Source organism: Pseudoalteromonas sp. G5_S1_54_S4, from assembly GCF_054968565.1.
Genome location: NZ_JBQKUL010000008.1, coordinates 95,939 through 111,201 on the forward strand (window position 1 = coordinate 95,939; position 15,263 = coordinate 111,201).

Consider the following 15,263-nt stretch of genomic DNA (forward strand, 5'->3'; position numbering starts at 1 on the left):
TGAGGATATTATTATGAATCCAGCATTATGGATAAGTAAAACAGGGCTTGACGCTCAACAAACAGATATATCGGTTATATCAAATAACTTAGCGAATGCCAGTACAGTGGGTTACAAAAAAAGCCGCGCTATTTTTGAAGACTTACTCTACCAAAATATTAATCAACCAGGCGGTCGCTCATCGCAAGACACCGAAATGCCGTCAGGCTTAATGTTGGGCGCGGGTACTAAGGTGGTGGCTAACCAAAAAAACTTTTCGCAAGGTAATATGCTCACCACTGAAAATTCATTAGATTGGATGATTTCAGGTCCTGGCTTTTTTGAAGTTTTACAGCCTGATGGCAATATTGCTTATTCGCGTAATGGCCAGTTTACTACCGACGGCGACGGGCGTGTTGTAACCTCGGGCGCTGGTTATGTTGTTCAGCCTGAAATGAATGTGCCTGATGATGCACAGTCAATCACCGTATCTCAAGATGGTGAAGTGTCAGTTCGCATTAAAGGTCAAGCCGAAAACGTGGTTATTGGTCAAATTACTATTAGTGATTTTATCAATCCGTCGGGCCTTGAGCCTATAGGGCAAAACCTTTATACCGAAACTGCGGTAAGTGGTGCGCCTGTTCAAGGTAATCCGGGAGTTGAGGGCTTAGGTACAATTATTCAAGGTTCACTTGAAACATCAAATGTAAATGTGACCGAAGAGTTGGTGAATTTGATTGAAACTCAACGAGTTTACGAAATGAACTCAAAGGTAATTTCAGCGGTTGATGAAATGATGAGCTACATCAATCAACAATTATAGTCTTGGGGGATTGTATGCGTAATATCATGTTATTTGCAGTAGGGACTTTACTGTTAAGCGGTTGTGTATCTACACAAAATAATGAAGTAGTGCAGGACGATCCCTACTATGCACCTATGTATCCTGAGCCTAATATGGAGCCAGTGGTAGCAACTGGCTCTTTATTCAGTACACAATTATCAAACGATTTATATTCAGACAAAAAAGCCTTACGCACCGGGGATATCATTACAGTTAAACTGCAAGAATCAACGCAATCATCAAAAGCAGCTAAAACTGAAACGGATAAACAAAGCGATGCTAGCCTCGACCCTGTCATTGGTTTAGGCGGACTACCAGTTAATATTGGCGGCGATAGTATTCAATTTGGGGTTGGTAGTGATGCGTCGTTTAAAGGTGACTCAAGATCAAATCAATCAAACAGCCTAGTTGGCGATATTTCGGTTAACGTGATGCGAGTATTACCAAATGGTAATTTGGTGATTCGCGGTGAAAAATGGCTAACGCTAAATACCGGTGAAGAATTTATTCGCTTAGAGGGGTTAGTGCGTCCACAAGATGTTAATGCTGATAATACCGTTGAGTCTAATCGTATTGCTAATGCACGAATTCAATATTCGGGCAAAGGGCAAACTCAAGAAGCGCAAAGTGCCGGTTGGCTAACACGCTTTTTTAGTAGCTCACTTTTTCCTTTTTAGAGGACATTCATTATGAATGTATTTAAAGTTCTTTGTTTAATGGTGTTACTTGGCTGGCAACTTCCTGCCATGGCCGAGCGCATTAAAGATGTGTCTACGGTTGAAGGGGTGCGCTCAAACCAATTAGTAGGCTATGGCCTAGTTGTTGGCTTACCTGGTACGGGCGAGCCTGGTACGGGCGAGCAAAACCGATTTACCGAGCAAAGCTTTAAAGGCATGTTAAACAGCTTTGGCATTACGCTACCGGCAAGCTTAAAACTAAAAATTAAAAACGTGGCTGCGGTTGCAGTGCATGCTGAGCTACCGCCTTTTAGAAAGCCCGGGCAAACTATAGATATTACCGTATCATCTATTGGTAGTGCAGGTAGTTTACGTGGTGGTACATTATTACAAACATTCCTAAAAGGGGTTGATGGTAATGTTTACGCCATCGCTCAAGGCAGTTTAATTGTAGGTGGCTTAGGCGCTGAAGGCCTTGATGGTAGTCGCGTTGTGATTAATACGCCAACGGTAGGACGCGTACCAAATGGTGCAACCGTTGAACGTGCTGTTAAAAGCCCATTTATGCAAAACGATTATATTACCTTTAATTTAAACCGCCCTGACTTTACTACTGCTAAACGTTTAGAGAAAACCATAAATGATTTAATCGGCCCAAATAGCGCTCAAGCACTCGATGCAGCATCTATTCGGGTGATTGCACCGCGTGATGCATCGCAGCGTGTTGCTTATTTATCGACTCTTGAAAACCTCGAGTTTAAACCAGCCGATACCTCGGCAAAAATTATCGTTAATTCACGCACAGGCACTATAGTAATAGGTAAAAATGTAAAGTTACAAGCAGCGGCAATTACCCATGGTGGCCTTACTGTGACCATTGCTGAGCAACAAAATGTGGCGCAGCCAAATCCTCTAGCTGAGGGGGAAACAGTGGTTACCCAACAAAGTATTATTGACGTTGACCAAGATGACTCACGGGCATTTGTATTTGACCCAGGTGTAAGCCTTGATGATTTAGTTCGTGCTATTAATGAAGTTGGCGCTGCCCCTGGCGATTTAATGGCGATTCTTGAAGCACTTAAAGAAGCCGGTGCAATTAACGGTCAGCTTGTTGTAATTTAGTTTTATAAGATTCTAGACCCTAAGCCCTAGGGTCTTTAACCCTTAACCCTTAACCCTTAACCTTTCATCGCTACTCTTCTTTTGGCTCAATTATTGCATTTAACTAGGTATTATTAATTATTGTGTCAAAAAGCTGATGGAAACAAATCATCTAGATAAGCAAAACTTTTTTGATTTAGGCAACTTAGACTCTTTGCGTCGAGATGCTTTAAACAGCGGTGATGCATCAACCGATGCATCTAAAGCGGCGTTAAAAAAAGCGGCGGCACAATTTGAAGCTATCTTCACCCAAATGCTACTGAAAAGTATGCGTAAAGCCAATGAGGCTTTTGAAGACAAAGAAAGCCCATTTAATGCAAGTGGCGTGAAGTTTTTTGAAGAAATGCACGATCAACAGCTAGCTACAGAGCTTTCATCAAATGGCTCATTAGGGCTTGCTGATTTAATTGTGCAGCAACTATCGCCAGATGGAAAAAACTTTATGCCAGGCTCTGTTCTTCGTACAACGTCAGATTTCTTTAGTGACCAACGTGCGGGTAGCACCTTACCTCATCAAGAAAACCAAAAGGTCACTGAAAAAGTGCCGCTCGTTGATTCAACTGAAAAAAGCGAACAAAACATAGCGTCTGGCACATTTGAAAATGCTGAGGAATTTGTAAGCACAGTGTGGGAACACGCAAAAACAGCGGCTAAAAAAATTGGTTTAAATCCGGCGGTTATGGTCGCTCAAGCGGCATTAGAAACCGGCTGGGGTAAGCATATTATTAATAAGGGCGATGGCAATAGCTCCAATAATTTATTCAATATAAAGTCAGATAAAAGTTGGCAGGGCGAAAAAGCCAGTAAGGTCACTTTAGAGTTTGAGCAAGGCGCTGCAGTTAAAAAGCAAGCAAGCTTTAGAGCGTATGACTCAATAAAAGATAGCGTAAATGACTTTGTGGATTTTTTAACGCAGAACCCTCGCTATCAAGATGCATTAAACAATACAGCAAAGCCGCATAAATTTTTAGACTCTCTACAGCAAGCAGGTTATGCAACCGACCCTAACTATGCAGACAAAATAAAAAGAGTGCTTAACAGTAACGAGTTAAAGAATATCGCCACAAGCGTTATCCGCCAAGGAGTAGAGTAACATGTCGTTTAATTTATTAAATATTGCTAATTCAGGAATAAGAGCAAACTCTGAGTTATTGCAAACGACAAGTAAAAACATCGCAAACGTTAATACTGAAGGGTATGTACGTGAGCGCACCGAGTTTACCACTATGATTGATAATCAGGTAGGCCGTGGCCAAACGTATCGATTATTGAATGAGTTTGCGCAAAAGCAATTAAACCGAGATACCTCAAATAAAAGCTTTTTTGATCAATTTGTTAGTGAAGCGAGTCGAGTTGATCAAATCTTTTCAGAAAAATCAAACAGCTTATCAACTAGTATCAACTCAATGTTCAATAACGTACAAGAAGCTCTTAATCAACCTTCATCAACGGTTGCTCGTTCATTAGTGATGAGTGATGCGCAAAATTTGATTGATCAAATGGACAGGCTTGCAGGTATTGTTTCAGAGCAAAAAGCGGTGGTTAATGAGCAATTAGAAATTTTTTCTGAAGAGGCGAATACGTTAATCGAAAGTATTAGTTCGTTAAATCAAGAAATTGCGGGTGTTCATGGTACCAAGAACGAAGCGGATGCGAGCTCAGCTTATAATGAGCGTGATAAAGCAATACGTGATTTATCTGAGCTAATTGATATAGAAACACTTGATGGCCCTAATGGTGAAAAACAAGTGTTTATGGGTACAGGTGAAGCCGTTGTTATGCAAAATGGGTCATTTAACTTGTTTTCTATTAGTGGCGATCCTGATGCTAATTTTAAAGAGCTACGCTTAGATGTAAATGGCGGTAAGGCTGTACCACTTGAAATAGACCCCACTAAATTAAAAGGTAAAATTGGCGGTTTATTGGCATTTAGAGACGATATTTTGGTGCCTGCACAAAATCAAATTGGCCAGATGGGCATTGCACTTGCCGATTCGTTTAATCAGCAAAACCGTTTAGGGATGGATGCTAATGGTGAATTAGGTGGAGATATTTTTGAAATTCCAACGGTCAGTGCTTATGTTTATCAAGCAAATACCGGAACAGCTAATATGTCAGCAACCGTTGAGGCTGGTAAAGGCAGTGAACTACCAGCCAGTGACTTTGTGATCACTTATACGGGTAACCCTAACGAAGTAAGTATTCAGCCTATTGATAATAAAGGTGAGCCTTTAGGTACAGCGTCTTTAGCAACTATCCCACCCAGCGGCATTATCGATTCAGCAGCGATTACTAGTGGGGAATCGTTTGGCTTAGAGCTTAATGTAACGGGAGCCGGTAATGCTGGGGATCAATTTCAGGTAAAACTCAATAGTGGCGCTGCGGGTAATATATCGTTGACCAGTGGTCGAGGTGAAGACATTGCCTTAGCCTCTCCAATTAGAACAGCTGACGGCCTAGATAATACAGGGACAGGTACTATTTCACCGGGTGATGTGAGCGATGTAACCACTGGCAGTTTTAGTAACCCTCTAGGGCTAGCTAATGGCCCTATTAGCATTGTTAAAACAGCTAATGCTAACGAATATCAACTGACTGACGGTAATGGCACGACCACGTTTACAGTTACACCGCCTGCTAATAATATACTCGCTCAAGCTGGAGCGCCTTACGATGGCTATGGTTTTGACTTTAATATTGAAGGTGTACCGGCTACAGGTGATACCTTTAATTTAGAATTTAATGAAGGCGGTTTTGATGATAACCGTAATGGCCAAAAGCTCGCAGATTTACAAAATACCGATTTAGTACGTCAAAATGTAGTGGCAAGTGCCTCAGCCGATAATCATAAAACGTTGAATCAGGCCTATGCAGGCTTGGTAACTGATGTTGGGGTAGTGACCAGCCAAGCAATGACCAACGGTGCTGCATTTGATGCATTAGCACAACAATCAGAAGCCTGGTATGAATCATTGTCGGGCGTAAACTTAGATGAAGAGGCGGCTAATTTGCTGCGTTTTCAGCAATCTTATGCTGCATCGGCTCAAGTACTGTCTGCAGCACGTTCTATTTTTGACACTTTACTGAGTGCGGCGAGGTAATTATGCGTTTATCAAATAATTTAATGTATCAAAGTCAAATTAATAAAATTTTAGATAATCAACAGGGCGTTGCAGGCGCTTTAGAGCGAGCAAACACAGGTCAAAAGTATTTGAGTACCTCTGAAAACCCAGCTGCTATATCGCAAGGGATGTTGTACACCAATAAAATAGAAACCAATGAGCAGTTAACTAAAAATATAAAGCAGCTAAATGGTCGCTTATCAACCGAAGAAAGCATACTTAAGGGTATGAACGACACTATTTTAGAAGCGCAAATGCTAACCATACGAGCGGGCAATGGTTCGTTAGGTCAAAGTGATTTGGCTTCAGTTGCCAGTGAACTAAAAGAATTGCAAAAATCGCTGCTTAACTTAATGAATAGTCAATCAGAAGGGGGGAAATACCTATTCTCTGGCTATCAAGATAATATTCAAACATATACTTTTAATAGCACTAATGGCAAATATGAATACCAAGGCGATCAAGGTCAGCACGAAGTGACGATCGCCAAAGGCGTTGAGATCAAATCAAGCGATAATGGCTTTAATGTATTTGAACGAGTTGATGCACGTCTTGATGTTATTTCAAATCAAGGCACCCCAAGCGGCGGTATTACTGCGGGTACTGTGTATGTTGAAAACCAAGGTGAGTTTGACCGCTTTCACAAAGGTAATTATAACTCAGACCCAGATCCGCTTATTTCTCCAACGATCAATACCTATAATGTTAATGTGATCCCAGGTGCAACCCCTTCATCGCCTGAACAGTATGAAATATTACGAGACGGCGCCTCGCTTGTGCCACCCGTTACGGGTGAAGTAACCGACGAACCGATTGAGTTTGCTGGTATGGAAATTCAACTCGAAGGAGCAGCACCAGGGCAGCTTGATTTTACCCTTGAAAAACCAAGTAAAGAAAATGTGTTAAATACGCTGCAAGATCTGATCATCAGCCTAAATGACGATCAACTTGATGGAGCGCAAATTAACCAAGCGTTATCGGATGGGTTAATTCAGCTTAAAAATGCCAGTGAGCAAATTGTGTTTACTCAGGCTGGCCTAGGTGGGCGTATGAACGTGGTGGAGCGTGTGACCGATTCAAACAGTGCACTAGATATCAATAATCAAGAAAACAGATCCAGCCTGATTGAAATTGATGCCGCTGAAGCGATTAGCGAACTTACTAAACAAGAGTCTGGTTTACAGGCTTCACAAGCGACTTTTGGTCGTTTGGCTAAACTCTCATTATTCGATTATTTATAAACACCATCCAAGGCAGGTTATTACTTTTAGGAAAAATAGGTAATAACTTGCCTTAACGAAGCGGCAAAAAACTGTCACCCCTCTTTTTCTCTCCTGTCAAAAAAATGCTCACTATTCATTAAATACCGTAATAAATGTTATTTAGTTGTTATAAAACATGGGTTTAATGTTTTATTATTAGTTGGCACAAGTAATGCATTCAACTAGTCATAGAAAGTGTGGTTTTTGCTTAAATATTTTGAACCACATTCTGATTGAAACTAGGAGATGGTAAAATGGCTTTAAGCGTAAATACAAATGTTGCATCACTTAATGGGCAACGCAATCTATCTAAATCTAGCATGGCACTTGAAACCTCAATGCAGAGACTATCATCTGGTTTGCGTATTAATAGCGCAAAAGACGATGCTGCAGGTTTACAAATTGCCAACCGACTAACGTCTCAGGTAAATGGTCTAACAGTAGCTCAGCGTAATGCCAATGATGGTATTTCTATGGCGCAAACTGCTGAAGGTGCGATGCAAGAGTCTGCAAACATCTTACAACGTATGCGTGACTTATCACTGCAATCAGCGAATGGTTCAAACAGTGCGGTTGACCGTGCATCCCTACAAAAAGAAGTAGCAGCCCTGCAACAAGAGCTTACTCGAATTGCAGACACCACCAAATTTGGTGGAACCAGCTTACTTGACGGTACATTTGGTACAAAACAATTCCAAGTGGGCGCAAACGCGAATGAAACCATTAATGTAAGTTTACGTAATGTTGCTGCCGATGCTATTGGTTCCAACGAAATTGATGGGCCAGGAACTGTATTTGGTGTAGTAGCTGCAGGCAGTATGGCTGCAAATGAAGTTGTAGCTCCTGGATCACTGAATATCAACGGTACTGATGTTTTAATTGGAGCAAATGATGGCGCTGATGGTGTAGCTAATTCTATTAATGGAGCTGCGGCTGGTGTTACAGCTGAGGCTCGTCTAAATGTTGTTATCGCAGGGATAACGAGTACCGATAATGCAACTATAAAAATTGGCGATGATGAATATGACTTAGGCACTTTTGGTGGTGATATGGCGCGCCTAGCAGAAGAGATGGTGGCTGACGGTTATGATGCTGTTTATGACCCAGCTGCAGGCAATATTAGCCTAAAAGCAACAGGTGTTGATGGTATTGAATCTGTAATGGAAGCAGTTGGTACGCCTGCTGGTGGATTAACGTTTGATGGAACTGCTGCGGGAGCAACAACAGCTTCAAAAACATCGGAAATAAATTTGTCATCACCGAGCAAAATTGGTATTTCAAACGATGGAGCAGCAAATGAGCTCCAGATGTTTAATAGCTCATTAAGTCAATTGTCATCAGTGGAGGCGATTGATATTAGTGGTACAACTAGTGAAGGTGCTCAATCTGCAATTCAAACTATTGATGCTGCATTAGCGCAAATTGACGCCCAGCGTGCAGACTTAGGTGCGGTGCAAAACCGTTTTGGCTTTACCATTGCCAACCTTGCTAACGTATCTGAAAACGTGTCAGCTTCGCGTAGTCGTATTCAAGATACCGATTACGCGCTTGAAACCGCAACGTTAACTAAAAACCAAATCATGCAACAAGCCGGTACTACTATTTTGTCTCAGGCAAACCAGTTACCACAGGCCGCATTAAGTCTTTTAGGTGGCTAATACCCGCTAACTATAAAAGAGCCAAGCGATATTGCTTGGCTTTTTTGTTTGTATTTCAATCAACTAAAAGTTTTTATTATTTTTTTTAAAAAAAAGCTAAAGGTAATTTTATAACGGCCGTTAACTTAATTAGAACGGAGCTTGAACAGATTTTTATTGTGATGGCTCTTGGTTAAAATCAATTAGTTACATTACGAAAGTAATCAGGAGTTATAACATGGCTTTATCAGTAAATACTAACGTTGCATCAATAAATGCACAAAGAAACTTATCAAAATCTAGCGATGCGTTAGGTACATCAATGCAACGCCTTTCATCTGGTATGAAAATCAATAGCGCGAAAGATGATGCGGCAGGTCTACAAATTGCTAACCGTCTTTCTTCACAAATTAATGGTTTAGGTGTTGCTCAGCGTAACGCTAACGATGGTATCTCAATGTCGCAAACTGCTGAGGGTGCGATGCAAGAGTCATCAAACATCTTACAACGTATGCGTGATCTATCTCTACAATCAGCTAATGGTTCAAACGATGCTAACGCTCGTGCAGCACTACAAAAAGAAGTGGGCGCATTACAGCAAGAGCTTACTCGTATCGCTGAAACGACTAAATTTGGTGGTACAAGCTTACTAGATGGCTCGTTCGGTACTAAACAATTCCAAGTTGGTTCTAACGCAAATGAAACAATCAATGTAACTTTGCGTGATGTATCTGCAGATGCGATCGGTGCAAATAATATAACAGGTTCAGGTTCGGTTTTAGGCTCTGGTGATGATGTTCTTTTATCGGCTCAGTTAGCCACTCAAACTCAAGCAGCAAACTGGAGCGTTAATGGTACTGCAGTTTCTTTTGGAGGTACTGACGGCGCAAATGATATGGCAGAAAAAATAAATGCTGCTGCAACGGGTGTAACAGCTGAAGCCAAATTAAGCGTTACAATCCAAAATTTGAGTTCAGCGGATGATGACGTGTTATCTGTTGGCGGAGATGATTACGATTTGGGTGATTTCGGTGGGGATGGTGCTAGACTAGCTGAAGCTATGGTGGCTGACGGTTATGATGCCGTTTATAACTCAGATGACAAAACTATTACCTTAAATGCAACCGGAGTTAACGGGGTTCAAGTTAACACAGCTGCAGGCACGGGGACAGGTACAGTGCAGCTAGTTAATGCTAATGAGGGAGCCGCTGCATATACAGGTACAGCAGATGGTGATCAAGCAGTAGCATCAACATTGTCGCTTACTTCTGCTAATAAAATAGCGATTAGTGATTCAACAGCAAGTGCCGATGTAACTGAATATTTAGGTGATGATACTGCAAATTCCTCTGTGACTACAACAGGTGCGGGCAGCGGTCTTGTTAGCATTGAATCTATTGATATTTCTGGTTCGACTAGCGAAGGTGCGCAAAATGCAATTCAAACAATTGATGCAGCGCTTGCGCAAATTGATGCACAACGTGCAGACTTAGGTGCGGTGCAAAACCGTTTTGGCTTCACTATTGCGAACCTTGCAAACGTATCAGAAAACGTGTCGGCTTCTAAAAGTCGTATCGAAGATACAGACTACGCAGCAGAAACGGCTAAACTAACTAAGAACCAGATTATGCAACAGGCTGGTACAACAATCTTAGCTCAGTCTAACCAGTTGCCACAGGCAGCACTTAGCTTATTAGGTTAATTTAACAATAAGCTCTATACTTAACTACTAAGGAAGGGGCAACCCTTCCTTTCTTGTATAGGTATAAAGCTTTATATCGCTTTATAGTAGGAGCGAATTATGGAAACGCAAAGTTTAAATCTAAATATCAGCTCAGCGCAAAAAGGTGAGGTTACCTCAAGTTACCAAACCCCATCACAAGTTAAGCAAAATGCTGATGAACAAAAGAATACACCCATCACCATCACTGCAAGTAATAGTGAAGTTTCTGAAACAGAGTTATCACCTGAAAAACTAGAGAAGGTGGTACAGCAATTGCAGGACTTTATGGGCGAAATGAACCGTAGTCTACAGTTTAAAGTGGATGAGGATTCTGGCCGTAATGTTATTAAGGTGATTGATAAAGAAAGTGGTGATTTAGTTAAGCAGTATCCTTCTGAAGAAGTGTTAGGTATCGTTGCTAAATTAGCGGAAGCCACCGGTGTATTGGTTGATTTTAAAGTTTAGTTTTCAGTAATTTAAGAGGGTAATTATTATGGATATTTCATTTAAAGGTATAGGTTCAGGGCTGCAAGTTAATGAAATTGTAACTGCTTTAGTGAATGCTGAAAAAAGCCCTTACCAAGCTCGAGTAACTAAACAGCAAGCAAACTTTACTACCGATATATCTGCAGTAGGGACCCTAAAAGCCTCTTTGGAAGAGCTTAATGGTTCACTAGAATCATTGGGTGACATCGAAAACTTTCAAAAGCGCACTATCAGTGGCAGTGACGACTTTGTTTCTTTAAGCTCTGAAAAAAACGCGCAAACCAATAATTACTCTATTAAAGTTAATAGTTTGGCTGAGAACCAAAAGCTAACATCAAATGCTATAGCTGGCGATGAAGCGGTGGGAGAGGGTAAGCTCACGATTAGTTCTGGCTCTAACAGTTTTGACATAAATGTGTCAGACACAGCAAAGCTGGCTGATATACGTGACGCGATTAATGACTCTGCTGACAATGATTCAGTTAATGCTACTATTATTACCGATGATACGGGGCAGCGATTAGTGTTATCAAGTAAAGAAACCGGCGCAGAAAACGCAATAAAAATTGTAGTTGATGATGTCGGTGATGGTGGTAATACAGACTTGTCTGGCTTGTCTCGTCTTGCGTATGATAGTGATACAACATCAACAACGTATGCTGAAAACTTAAACGAAGTAACAGCAGCGACGGATGCTTCAATTACGATTGATGGGACGCTTGTTGCGACAAGCAGTACAAATGAATTTAAAGATGTCATTGAGGGCGTCACCATTAATGCCAAAAAAACTCACAATGCAGACGATGATTTAAGTAAAGCAACTATCACTGAAAATAATAATAATGTTGCTGCTGGATTAAAGTCGTTTGTAGAGAAGTTTAATGCATTTATTGATTTATCAAATCAGCTCGGTCGCTCTAGCGCTGAAGAGGGCGTTGGTGCACTTGCGGGTGATTCATTACTTAGAGGCTCTGTAAACCAAGTACGCTCGATGTTAACATCTGAATTTAGCACGGGTAATGGTAATACCGACTTTTTAGCTAACTTTGGTATTAGAACTGAGCGCTCAGGTAAGTTAAGTATTGATTCTGACGCTCTTAAAGCTGCCGTAGAAAGTGATCCACAAGCTATCCAAACGTTTTTTGTTGGCGAAAATGACGGTGATGGTTTTGTTGGCCAGTTAGATACTGTTATTAAAGGTTATACGGCCTCTGATGGTATTTTTAGTTCACGTATTGAAGGGCGTGAAACACAACTCGATAAGCTACAAGATGAAGTTGATGCATTTAATAGCCGAATGAAAAAGTATGAAGAGCGACTATATAGCCAATACAATGCCATGGATATATTAGTTGCTAACCTAAACTCGACAGGAGGTTACTTGCAGCAGCAATTAGCTAACCTACCGGGTGTGGCTAAAAAGTCTAGCTAAACAATTAACTTTGTTTAGCAAATAAAGCCTGGCTTATGAGTCAGGTTTTTTTATGTTTGTTCGATTGTTAGTAACTAACTGTGTTGTTTTATAGTGAGGTTTGAGGAAATAAAAATACAGAGTGAAAAATCTGCTTAATCACTCTGTAAAGGGGAATAAAATAGGGGGTTAGCTAAGGCAAGAAGTGTTTTTAAATATTAGATTTATACTTATTTACAGCTTTTTTATTTTTTTGATTACCAACTATTTTAACCGCTAATAGTTGCTTTTGATTATCTATTTTAACAGATAGCTGTTCTATTAGGTTAATTAAAAACTCAAGTTCAGTAGCTGAATAATGAGTTTTTTCTCTAGAAAGTGAGCTACTTATGTGAATATCAAGTTTATTATGAATATTCAGCGCTTGCTCAATATCCCAATCTTCTGAGTCAGCAATCAAACTTACTAGCTCATTGCAATATGCTCGAGTCTCACTATCTTTAACTTGTGAGCTTGTAACCCGATTTAAAGACATTACAGTTGTGGTTCTCTTTGTTCGAATGGAATTGCTTCCCAGCCTGACTTAATCTCTTTAATTAAGGTAATTACTTCATCAATTTTATCAATGTTGTTTTCAAGGTTTGCAGTTAATAAGCAACGCTGACAGTAATCGTACAAAGAGTCTAAGTTAGTTGATACTTCATTATTGTCTTCAAAATTTAACACTTGCTGCAACGCACCAAGTAGCACAATACAATCAGAGATTGCGTTGCCTTTTTTTTCTAACTCTTTACGTTCAATAAATCCTTTTGCAGCAGAGAGCTTGCCAACAATATTTACAAACACGAGTTTGACTTGATCATAAGGTGTCATCTCTTTAACGCTGCTAACTGTTATTTGACGGTATTTATTGATTGATGCATGAGCCATAGGTAATTCCTTAAATTTTAATTACATGTTCAGAACTCTAAGCAAGTTTAGTTCCAACATAAGTTTGACTATTACTTTATCGGCCAAAACAGTCACACCTTTAAATAATAATAGCAGTTTTTATGAGTTTTTACTGTGTGAAATCGTATCATTGAAAATCGCATTATATGTCGTTTAATTCATCCTAAGTATGTATGTCACTAAAACTACCCAGGCAATTAATAGTTATAAAGTATTGACTTTGTGCGGCCAGTGTCTGTTTTTTGGCGTTAATGTCAAAAAATCGCCGCTATTGCTTGCATCCAAACCCAACTGGCTTACAATTTGATTAATAAAACAAATTAGTGAAATAAATGGCTCGCTAAAGATGATCTTAATTTTAGATAATAATAACAATCGCTCTATTGGATTATACGCATCGCTTACTTTTATTGGTGAGGCGGTACAGTTGCAAACAGAAGCTGACTTTGAACAGGCATGTAGCCACTATCAAAACAAAGAATGTATTGTGGTGTTAGGTGCTTTGCAGTCTTTAGATCACGAAAGTTTAATTAAACGATACCCAACATTTCCTTTTTTACTCATTGGTGAAACGCTTAAACCTTTGTTGAGTTTGGCTAATGTTGTGGGGTTGATATGTGAGCCATTTACTCATGAAATAACCACACAGCTGTTACACGACTGTCAGCAATATCAGCGCATGTTGCCGCATGAACATAAAAATAATAAAGAGAAAAGCACCTTTGATGGTCTTGTTGGTGAAACCAAAGCCGTAAAAGATTTACGCTTTTTAATTACGCAGGTTGCTAAAACCGATGCTAACGTACTTATTTTAGGTGAGTCGGGCACAGGTAAAGAAGTAGTTGCCCGAAACGTACATTTGCTTTCTAAGCGTAACAAAGGCCCATTTGTACCAGTAAACTGTGGGGCAATTCCTGCAGAGCTACTAGAAAGTGAACTATTTGGTCATGAAAAAGGCGCGTTTACTGGGGCTATTTCAGCACGAAAAGGCCGTTTTGAGTTAGCGCAAGGTGGCACGCTATTTTTAGATGAAATCGGCGACATGCCACTGCAAATGCAGGTTAAGTTACTGCGAGTGCTACAAGAGCGCAGCTATGAGCGCGTTGGTGGTACTAAAGCGATTCAAGCTGATGTGCGTGTTATTGCCGCAACCCACCGAGACCTTGAAAACATGATAGAAAAAGGCTCATTTAGAGAAGATTTATACTATCGCTTAAATGTTTTTCCTATTGAGAGCCCATCTCTTGCTCAACGCGCAGAAGACATACCATTACTACTTAAAGAGCTTATGCGCCGCGTAAATGAGCAAAGCGGTACTACGGCTAAGTTTACAGAGCGTGCTATTGATAGTTTAAAAGAACATTCTTGGCCGGGTAATATCCGTGAGCTCGCGAACCTAGTTGAGCGTATGGTTATTATGTTCCCAGATAAGGTGGTGGATGTTCCTGACTTACCTAACAAATACCGCTACATTGAAGTTGAAGCCTATGAGCCTCAGTATCCAGAAGAACTGATGGAGCGTGATGCGTTTAATGATATTTTTAGCGGCGGATTTAGTGAAGACGAAATAGATCTAGAAGATGACTTTGCTCAGGCCGCACCTGGTTTATTGCCCGATGAAGGTATTGAGCTTAAAGAGTACTTAGCTGAGCTTGAAATTAACTTAATCACACAGGCATTAGAGCGCTTTGATTACGTTGTCGCCCGTGCTGCTGAAGTACTTGGCGTAAGGCGAACCACACTGGTCGAAAAAATGAAAAAATATAACTTGTCTAGGGATTAAGAGCAAAGTGCAGGTGTTATATTTTAGGTATTAGGTATTAGGTATTAGGTATTAGATATTAGGTTAGAAAAACTAAACACCGGTAGTTACACTGAATCCGTTACAGGTTCTATTTTTTAGCAGGTTTACCCCACGTCTGCGTTGGGTGCCAACTTACTGTTTTTTGGGTAAATATAACAATTAAAGGGTTAAAACCAAAAAGCCTAAAGTTATGCTATTTGCTTAAC

General features: G+C 40.4%; 13 protein-coding genes. 11 read left to right on the plus strand and 2 right to left on the minus strand.

From position 1 onward, the window contains the following. Window positions 1-13 precede the first annotated feature (13 nt). The 10 genes from flgG (at window position 14) to fliD (ending at window position 12,323) form a co-directional block, all read left to right on the plus strand. Window positions 14-802 (plus strand): flagellar basal-body rod protein FlgG, encoded by a 789-nt coding sequence (gene flgG / locus ACTRWE_RS05540; RefSeq protein WP_008113073.1) that lies wholly within the window; start codon window positions 14-16, stop codon window positions 800-802. A 14-nt stretch (window positions 803-816) separates the two neighbouring features. Beyond that, window positions 817-1,500 carry a flagellar basal body L-ring protein FlgH gene (flgH, locus tag ACTRWE_RS05545; protein ID WP_462879610.1) on the plus strand — a complete coding sequence of 228 codons (684 nt, stop codon included), beginning with the start codon at window positions 817-819 and terminating at the stop codon, window positions 1,498-1,500. A gap of 12 nt (window positions 1,501-1,512) precedes the next feature. Further along, window positions 1,513-2,622 carry a flagellar basal body P-ring protein FlgI gene (locus ACTRWE_RS05550; RefSeq protein ID WP_462879611.1) on the plus strand — a complete coding sequence of 370 codons (1,110 nt, stop codon included), beginning with the start codon at window positions 1,513-1,515 and terminating at the stop codon, window positions 2,620-2,622. Between the two features lie 136 nt (window positions 2,623-2,758). Further along, window positions 2,759-3,754, plus strand: coding sequence for a flagellar assembly peptidoglycan hydrolase FlgJ (flgJ, locus tag ACTRWE_RS05555; RefSeq protein WP_462879612.1), 996 nt, complete (start codon window positions 2,759-2,761; stop codon window positions 3,752-3,754). A gap of 1 nt (window position 3,755) precedes the next feature. Then, a complete protein-coding gene (gene flgK / locus ACTRWE_RS05560) occupies window positions 3,756-5,762 on the plus strand; it encodes a flagellar hook-associated protein FlgK (RefSeq protein WP_462879613.1) in 2,007 nt (668 codons plus the stop codon). Between the two features lie 2 nt (window positions 5,763-5,764). Then, window positions 5,765-7,024 (plus strand): flagellar hook-associated protein FlgL, encoded by a 1,260-nt coding sequence (gene flgL / locus ACTRWE_RS05565; protein ID WP_462879614.1) that lies wholly within the window; start codon window positions 5,765-5,767, stop codon window positions 7,022-7,024. A gap of 275 nt (window positions 7,025-7,299) precedes the next feature. Further along, window positions 7,300-8,703 (plus strand): flagellin, encoded by a 1,404-nt coding sequence (locus ACTRWE_RS05570; RefSeq protein ID WP_008113080.1) that lies wholly within the window; start codon window positions 7,300-7,302, stop codon window positions 8,701-8,703. Between the two features lie 217 nt (window positions 8,704-8,920). After that, entirely contained in the window at window positions 8,921-10,384 is a 1,464-nt protein-coding gene (locus ACTRWE_RS05575) for a flagellin N-terminal helical domain-containing protein (RefSeq protein ID WP_462879615.1), read from the plus strand. A gap of 99 nt (window positions 10,385-10,483) precedes the next feature. Then, entirely contained in the window at window positions 10,484-10,870 is a 387-nt protein-coding gene (locus ACTRWE_RS05580) for a flagellar protein FlaG (protein WP_462879616.1), read from the plus strand. A 28-nt stretch (window positions 10,871-10,898) separates the two neighbouring features. Further along, entirely contained in the window at window positions 10,899-12,323 is a 1,425-nt protein-coding gene (gene fliD / locus ACTRWE_RS05585; RefSeq protein WP_024602018.1) for a flagellar filament capping protein FliD, read from the plus strand. A gap of 190 nt (window positions 12,324-12,513) precedes the next feature. Here the strand turns inward: fliD and ACTRWE_RS05590 are convergent, their stop codons facing one another. Then, the gene (locus tag ACTRWE_RS05590; RefSeq protein WP_024602019.1) at window positions 12,514-12,837 is read right to left on the minus strand and encodes a hypothetical protein; all 324 of its coding nucleotides are present in this window, start codon (window positions 12,835-12,837) and stop codon (window positions 12,514-12,516) included. Continuing rightward, the gene (gene fliS, locus ACTRWE_RS05595; protein ID WP_008112168.1) at window positions 12,837-13,232 is read right to left on the minus strand and encodes a flagellar export chaperone FliS; all 396 of its coding nucleotides are present in this window, start codon (window positions 13,230-13,232) and stop codon (window positions 12,837-12,839) included. Before fliS ends, ACTRWE_RS05590 begins: the two co-directional genes overlap by 1 nt. A gap of 367 nt (window positions 13,233-13,599) precedes the next feature. Here fliS and ACTRWE_RS05600 point away from each other — a divergent pair, with 367 nt between their 5' ends. Continuing rightward, window positions 13,600-15,036 (plus strand): sigma-54 dependent transcriptional regulator, encoded by a 1,437-nt coding sequence (locus tag ACTRWE_RS05600; protein WP_008112169.1) that lies wholly within the window; start codon window positions 13,600-13,602, stop codon window positions 15,034-15,036. Window positions 15,037-15,263: the final 227 nt, after the last annotated feature.

What these genes read in the sequence shown, in the direction of transcription:
- flgG (WP_008113073.1), top strand. Translation starts at nt 14, where the DNA reads ATGAATCCAGCATTATGGATAAGTAAAACAGGGCTTGACGCTCAACAA.
- flgH (WP_462879610.1), top strand. Translation starts at nt 817, where the DNA reads ATGCGTAATATCATGTTATTTGCAGTAGGGACTTTACTGTTAAGCGGT.
- ACTRWE_RS05550 (WP_462879611.1), top strand. Translation starts at nt 1,513, where the DNA reads ATGAATGTATTTAAAGTTCTTTGTTTAATGGTGTTACTTGGCTGGCAA.
- flgJ (WP_462879612.1), top strand. Translation starts at nt 2,759, where the DNA reads ATGGAAACAAATCATCTAGATAAGCAAAACTTTTTTGATTTAGGCAAC.
- flgK (WP_462879613.1), top strand. Translation starts at nt 3,756, where the DNA reads ATGTCGTTTAATTTATTAAATATTGCTAATTCAGGAATAAGAGCAAAC.
- flgL (WP_462879614.1), top strand. Translation starts at nt 5,765, where the DNA reads ATGCGTTTATCAAATAATTTAATGTATCAAAGTCAAATTAATAAAATT.
- ACTRWE_RS05570 (WP_008113080.1), top strand. Translation starts at nt 7,300, where the DNA reads ATGGCTTTAAGCGTAAATACAAATGTTGCATCACTTAATGGGCAACGC.
- ACTRWE_RS05575 (WP_462879615.1), top strand. Translation starts at nt 8,921, where the DNA reads ATGGCTTTATCAGTAAATACTAACGTTGCATCAATAAATGCACAAAGA.
- ACTRWE_RS05580 (WP_462879616.1), top strand. Translation starts at nt 10,484, where the DNA reads ATGGAAACGCAAAGTTTAAATCTAAATATCAGCTCAGCGCAAAAAGGT.
- fliD (WP_024602018.1), top strand. Translation starts at nt 10,899, where the DNA reads ATGGATATTTCATTTAAAGGTATAGGTTCAGGGCTGCAAGTTAATGAA.
- ACTRWE_RS05590 (WP_024602019.1), bottom strand. Translation starts at nt 12,837, where the DNA reads ATGTCTTTAAATCGGGTTACAAGCTCACAAGTTAAAGATAGTGAGACT.
- fliS (WP_008112168.1), bottom strand. Translation starts at nt 13,232, where the DNA reads ATGGCTCATGCATCAATCAATAAATACCGTCAAATAACAGTTAGCAGC.
- ACTRWE_RS05600 (WP_008112169.1), top strand. Translation starts at nt 13,600, where the DNA reads ATGATCTTAATTTTAGATAATAATAACAATCGCTCTATTGGATTATAC.